General features: G+C 31.7%; 3 protein-coding genes. All 3 read right to left on the bottom strand.

What is annotated here, in order from left to right; all coding sequences use genetic code 11:
* Positions 1-4: 4 nt before the first annotated feature.
* From IWX84_RS14490 to IWX84_RS14500, 3 genes are read right to left on the bottom strand one after another with little or no spacing between them, the layout of a single operon-like run.
* Positions 5-2,020, bottom strand: a complete 2,016-nt coding sequence (locus IWX84_RS14490; protein WP_196851473.1) for a DUF3857 domain-containing protein — start codon at positions 2,018-2,020, stop codon at positions 5-7.
* Between the two features lie 4 nt (positions 2,021-2,024).
* Positions 2,025-4,034 carry a DUF3857 domain-containing protein gene (locus IWX84_RS14495; RefSeq protein WP_196851474.1) on the bottom strand — a complete coding sequence of 670 codons (2,010 nt, stop codon included), beginning with the start codon at positions 4,032-4,034 and terminating at the stop codon, positions 2,025-2,027.
* Between the two features lie 3 nt (positions 4,035-4,037).
* Positions 4,038-5,948, bottom strand: a complete 1,911-nt coding sequence (locus tag IWX84_RS14500; protein WP_196851475.1) for a DUF3857 domain-containing protein — start codon at positions 5,946-5,948, stop codon at positions 4,038-4,040.
* Positions 5,949-6,062: the final 114 nt, after the last annotated feature.

Raw genomic sequence — 6,062 nt, forward strand, 5'->3', positions numbered from 1 at the left:
TTTTCTAAATTTTAATTAATACAATTTTCTCATTTTGTTTTTCAATTACTTTTTGAAAATATTCTTTTAGCGTTGAATAATATTCTGCTGAAACGATTGGAGTATTCATTTGATTTACAATAGATATCTGAATCGTATTGCCTACTAAACTTGTCATGAATTTGAAATTTGCTAAATTATCCTGCATCGAAATATTCATCGCAGATGGAAGGGTTTCCACCTTAAATCCCGCTGGAATTTGAATATTTATTGCATATTTATCCAAATAAGGAAAACCAAAATCTACTGGATATTCTCTGTTTTCTTGTTTAAAATAATTTTGTTTCTGAGCAAAAGATAACATTGGTTTTATATAAATCTTCCCCCCGATTAATTCACTAAAATTGGCCCCGCTAAAAGATAATGTCTCAGCAATGGGCAATTTTAGCTCTTTTTCATTTGTTCTGGAATATTCTTGTATCTCCATTTGATCGTTTTCATTTTCTAACTTTTCAAGATAAACGTCTTCTTTACTATCTTTTATCGATTCTCTAAAAACCATCGCATTATGATCAGTTCTTTGTCTTCGTAATTTTCCTAACACTTCCCCTTTTTCATTTAAAGAATAATTCATTGTTACTATATCATTAGAGGTCGTTTTTGGCATCAAATCTACTTCGCGGGAGGTTCCGTCTTTTCGTACTAATCGACCAACCCAATTTAGCGCTCTAAAAGGTAAAACATTTGGTGTCGAAAAAGGATCAGTGGCATCCAGTAAGATTAAATTAGCTCCATCTTCAACAGCTCCAATTACATAATTAAAAGCTGTTCTATTAGGAAACATTGCAATTCCATTGGACCTAGTGCTTACTAAAACAGGGTTTGCGGTTAAGCCAGCGTAACGAAGCATTGCTGTGAGCATCAGGTTTATTTCGGCTACATTACCCGTTTTGTCTTTGTAAGCTTTTTTCACTCCATCATTACAGGAATAACCGTAATATTCATTCCATTTTACAGTTGCTTTTACGTATTTTAAAATTGCATCAACTTTTTCTTCTACTGTATTCAATCCTGAAATCACAATTTTTAAATCCTCTTCAAAATAACCTATCTTATTCAATTCAGCACCAAAATCATCATATTGATAAATTGTTTTTACAACTGAATTCCAATCTGTTGAGTATGTTTTTAGAGGTGAATTTGGATATTTTGTCATCGATAGTTCTTGCACCAAACTAGTCTTATAATTATCAATGTCATTCACATAAACTTCATCCTTCATGGCAGGAATATTTTCCACTAAATAATTTGTTTTTGTTTCTAAATAATCAATTTTATCATTAGAAAAAGTAGTCTTAATTACCATTCCGTTTTGTGTTCTTTCTTTGGAAGTTAAAACAATAGATTTATTTGATGTATCAACAGTTATTTTAGGGGTAATAAATCCTTTTAAAGTAGAATTATAAACAAAGTATTCTGGTACATAGGAATTATATTCCGAATAATTTACAGGAATACTAGATTGAAAAGCCCATTCCCTAGGACTCACTACACTATAAGATCGAATATTGTATTGGAATTCAATAATTGAACCTTCTTTTACATTGGGCAATGTTATTTTTTTTTGCCCCCAATACCTATTTATAATTTCATCAAATTCTCCATCGCTTTTTAATTTTGTTTTTTCAATTTTACCGGCGACTAAATTATAAGTCATTGCTTCAGAGAAAGATACTTTTTCCTTGGTATTATTCCCTAAATAATATCTCACTTTTTGATTTACCCAATCATATCCTTCTTTTTTATAAATTTTTATTCTCATTTTCACTTCTGTTAGCATTGCAAATCCATTTTCTTGAGAATATTCAAAACTTAATTTCCCCTTTTCAAATAGAATAGCCGCTACAGCAGAAGTATCTTTCGGATGCGCTTTCTCTTGTAATTCTAAAATGGAAACCTTCCCCAATTCAAAATTTTGTGCATTACTTTTAAAAAAAGATAATGCTATAAATAAGACAGTAATAAATTGATGGCACTTCATGTTTTTATAGGTTCTTGGTTAATACAATTTTTTCATTTTCTTTTGAAACCATACCTTGATAATATTCCTTCAACATTGAATAATACTCAGATGAAATGATTGGCGTATTTATTTGATGCGTTATTGCTAACTGAATCGTATTTCCTGATAAATTTGTCACGAATTTGAAACTTCCTAAATTGTCCTGCATATTAAGAACCATGGGGGCCGGAAGCGTTTCCACTTTATATCCGTCAGGAATTTGAATATTAATACTGTATTTATCCAAAAATGGAAATCCATAATCTACAGGATATTCTCTGTTTTCCTGTTTGAAAGGATTTTTTTCTTCGGTAAAAAACAGCATGGGATTGATGTAAATTTTACCTCCGATACCATCACAAAGATTCATTCCAGTAAAAGAAAAGGTTTCGGTTACAGGTAATTTCAATTCTTTTTCATTAGTTCTGGAATATTCCTTAATTTCAATTTTTTCATTTTCATTTTCCAACTTTTCAAGGTAGGTTTCTTCTTTTATATTGTCGGTACTTTTTCTAAACATCATGGCGTTGTGATCCGTTCTTTGTCTTCTTAATCTACCTGCCACTTTTCCATTTACATCAACCGAGTAATTCATCATTACGGTATTGCCAGACACAATTTTTGGCATTAGATCAACTTCTTGTGACGTACCGTCTTTTCTTATTAATCTCCCTTGCCAGTTTAATACTCTAAATGGCAATACATTTGGTGTCGAAAACTTATCTGATGCATCTAATAGTATAAGTCCATTATTAGTTTCTACAGCTGCGATAACATAATTAAAAGCGGCTCTATTCGGAAAAATTGCAATTCCATTAGATCGTGTACTCACTAAAACAGGATTCGCTGTCAGACCTGCATAACGCAACATTGCGGTAAGCATTAAATTAACTTCTGCAATATTTCCTATCTTCTCTTTATACGCTTTTTTCACTCCATCGCGACAACCATAACCATAATATTCATTCCATTTTACGGTAGATTTTACATAATTTAATAACGCTTCTATTTTTTCATCCGGCGTGTTTAAGTCCGCAATTATATTTTTTACATCATCTTCAAAATAGCCCGTTTTATTTAATTCAGGTCCAAACTGCTCATATTCATATATCGTTTTTACTACAGCATCCCAATCGGTGGATAACTTTTTTAAAGGTTGATTTGGAAATTTGGTCATTGATAATTCTTGTGATAAACTAGCAGCATAATTATCAACATTATTCACATAAGCCTCCTCTTTCAGAGCAGGCAAATTTTCTGCTACATAGTTAGTTCTAGTTTCTTGATAGAAAATCTTATTTTCGGTAAACTTAGTCCCCTGACCAACGAGAACTTCCTTTTCTACCATCACTATTTCCTTATTTTTTTTATCTGAAATAATCTTTGGTGTAATAAACCCTTTAAAATGGTTTGAAAAAGTGAAATATTCCGGTATGTAGGTTGTATATTCGACATAATTTACAGGAATATTGCTTTGAAAATAAAAATCTTTAAGTGAGCCAACATTGGGAGATTTAATAATATATTGGAACTCTATTACTGAACCTACTTTTACATTAGGCATCGTAATTTTCTTTGTACTCACAGACTTATCATTATTTTCTGCGAACTCTCCTTCACCTTTTAACTTGGTTTTTTCTATTTTTCCTTCGACCAAATTATAAGTGACTGCATCTGTAAAATCAACAGTTTCTTTAATGGAATTTACTTTAACGAAATTTACCTGTTGATTAGCCCAATTATATCCTTCTTTTTTATAAATTTTTATGCGGACAGCTACTTTGGTCACTACAGTGAAACCGATACCATTTGAATATTCGCAGCTAGTTTCTCCTTTTTTGAATAATATAGCCGCAACTGCCGCTGTGTCCTTTGAGTACACTTTTTGTTGAAGTTCTTCAATCGAAACTTTTCCTAGTTTAAATTCTTGCGCATTAGCTTTAAAAAAAAATAGAGTGAAAAATAAAATAATAGTTACTTGGTTGCATTTCATGATTTAAATATTCTTCGTTAAAATTATTTTTGCATTATCGTTTCTAGAAATTTGTTCAATGAAAAGGCGGTACTCGTCATATTCCTTGTTAGAATATATTCCTTTTTTAATAAAAAGAGTTCTTTTATAAATTAAATTAGAAGCATCTTTTTTAACTATTTCTGTTTTGTAGGCTCCAAACTTGGAATCCAATTCAAAACCTGCTGGAAGAAACTCTATGTTGAATCCAACTGGCAATTTAACTTCAATTTCATCCGTATCTACAAAACCTCTTTGTATTTCCAATGGATTTATACGATTCCTTATTCTTTTTATATTTCCTGAAAATTGATTGTACGCATTCAAGACAAACATCATTTTATTAGCAGAAATGCTTCCGTAATTAATGGCGTTTATACCCGCATTCTCGGTAAATCTTATTTTTTCTTTATCATTAGTGAATGTTATTTTCTCTAGCTTCAAATTATTGATATTATCCCAATATTCTTTATAATGCAATTCTTTATCCGTTGGCTGCATATTTTCTACATCCGCTTTTCTATTGTATTGGGAACCTTCAGAAACAATACTGATTTTACCAGAGAAATCGCCGTTTTCAGCAATAGTATAATTCCCTTTACTAACTTGAGTATTTCCTTTATCCTCATAGATTTTGGTATGCACAATTTCACCTCCACTTGGTTTCATAATCAAAACATTTCTGTCATCTGTAAAAGTTCCCTGATATCCAAACGGAGTATCCTGACTGGTACATTCAAGCCAAACATAATTATCCCCATTGGGAATCGATAAAATCATGTGATTTCCTTGCATTGAAACAAAGTCTTTTTCGATATCTTTTTTTCTTGGATTTCCATATAATATGGTATTGTAAGAGGGAACATCTACGGCATTTAGGAGTGCCTTGGTATAATTGGTCAATGCTTTACAATCCCCGTAGCCCAATCGATCTACGTCGCCGGCTAACATAGGTTTCCATCCTCCAATTCCAATGCTAATATTTACGTATCGCGATTTTTTTTGGACATAATCATAGATTAGTTTTGCTTTTTTTATCGGGTCTTTTTCATCTCCAACCAATGCTTTCATTTTCGCCTTGGTTTCTTCAGGCAATTCTGTTGTGCCGGTTAAAATTTTATCGGAGTACCATTTCCCGAAAGCTTCCCAGGTTTTAGCAGTTCCATCAACATTTTCAAGATGAAATAGTTCTAGACCCATCATTACTTTTGGAAAAATCGAATTAAAACTAGGGCTATAGTCTTCTTCCTTTTGAGCCGGAATATTTGCTGCGGTATAGGAAAGTTGCGATGGAGTATCAATAGTCTTTTTAATTTTAAAATTATAAAAATTAGATTCCATTTTTTTAAAACCAAGATCTGGTGGATAACTTACATTAAGAATACTTTTTTCGATACTTACAAAATAGTCTGCCACAGGATACCATTGCGGTATAAAAGCAGTATTAGAAGTTTCTAATTCACTTTCGAAAATGACTGTAAAAGGATATTGTATGGGAGTGTAATTCAGATAAATAATTCGGTCATCTGAAAAAAGAGTGCTGCCACTTACTGCACTCTGATCTCTAAAATCCTTTCGTTTTATTTTTTTTATTTCATTGCCTAAAACATCATAAACAACAGCTTCTATACTTTTTATAGATGCAGTCTTACTATAATATTCAGATGCTTGTATGGCGCCTAGCCCTTTTTCGTTTAGAACTGTAACTACCCTTTTAGTTTTAATATTCATATTTCTTTGAGACGAAATAGTAATATCAATTTGGTTTAAACGAACTACAGCATTGGCATTTTCTTTGAGGCTATCAGAAATATTTAGACTATTATATTCCGTCTTTTGAGCGAAAAGGATGGTAGTAAAAAAAAAGAATACGAGGATGATATATCGGAATTGCATAAGAAAACATTTCCTCAAAAATCATTGTTGTCCGATAAAAAATCACGGAACGTTTATTTTTCTATTTATTTTGGCACTTCACGAGGTTTTAGCCTGCTTTAGCTTGTTTTTGAG

Source organism: Flavobacterium sp. CG_9.10, assembly GCF_015752245.1.
Taxonomy (GTDB): domain Bacteria; phylum Bacteroidota; class Bacteroidia; order Flavobacteriales; family Flavobacteriaceae; genus Flavobacterium.